We start from the raw sequence: 1,023 nt of genomic DNA, 5'->3' as shown, positions 1-1,023 counted from the left end.
GACCATCGCCTCTTACCGTTGCTCACAATTGTTCGAAGCTGTTGGGTTGAGCCGGGAAGTGGTCGACTTGTGCTTTAAAGGCGTAACCACTCGCATCGAAGGCGCAAACTTTGATGATTTCCAACAAGATTTAACCAACTTGTCCCGCAAGGCGTGGGCAAAACGTAAATCGATTGAACATGGTGGATTACTCAAATACGTACATGGCGGTGAGTACCATGCCTACAACCCTGATGTGGTTGGCACACTGCAAAAAGCGGTGAAATCTGGTGAAAGTAACGATTATCAAAGTTTTGCCAAACAAGTAAACGAGCGCCCTGTCGCGATGTTGCGTGACCTAATGGCACTGAAAAAAACTGACTCGCCATTGCCACTTGAACGAATCGAACCTAAAACAGAATTGTTCAAACGTTTTGATTCTGCCGCCATGTCTATCGGAGCGTTGAGCCCAGAGGCACACGAAGCACTTGCAACAGCGATGAACCGTCTTGGTGGTTACTCTAACTCTGGTGAAGGTGGTGAAGATCCTCGTCGTTTTGGCACCGAGCGTAACTCGCGAATCAAGCAGATCGCATCAGGCCGTTTTGGGGTTACGCCTCATTACCTAACCAATGCAGACGTACTGCAAATCAAGGTTGCGCAAGGAGCTAAACCTGGTGAAGGTGGTCAGCTACCAGGGCACAAAGTCACGGCAGAAATCGCCAAGCTGCGTTACTCGGTGCAAGGGGTGACGTTAATCTCCCCTCCTCCACATCACGATATTTATTCGATCGAGGATTTAGCCCAGCTGATCTTCGACCTAAAACAAGTCAACCCGAATGCCCTGGTTTCGGTGAAACTCGTCTCCGAGCCTGGTGTTGGCACCATAGCCACAGGGGTCGCAAAAGCTTACGCCGACCTCATCACTATCTCAGGTTACGATGGCGGTACGGCCGCAAGTCCACTGACTTCGGTGAAATACGCAGGTAGTCCTTGGGAACTTGGCCTCGCAGAAACCCAACAAGCACTGGTTGCAAATGGCCT

The 1,023-nt window shown here is 50.3% G+C and carries 1 protein-coding gene; it reads left to right on the top strand.

Translation table 11 applies throughout. The annotated features are described in order from the left end of the window. A partial coding sequence (locus R7Q48_RS24975; protein WP_318132808.1) for a glutamate synthase-related protein occupies nucleotides 1-1,023 on the top strand: 1,023 nt, incomplete at both ends.

Source organism: Vibrio sp. 378 (genome assembly GCF_033339435.1).
This window is presented reverse-complemented; position numbering and strand designations above follow the sequence as displayed.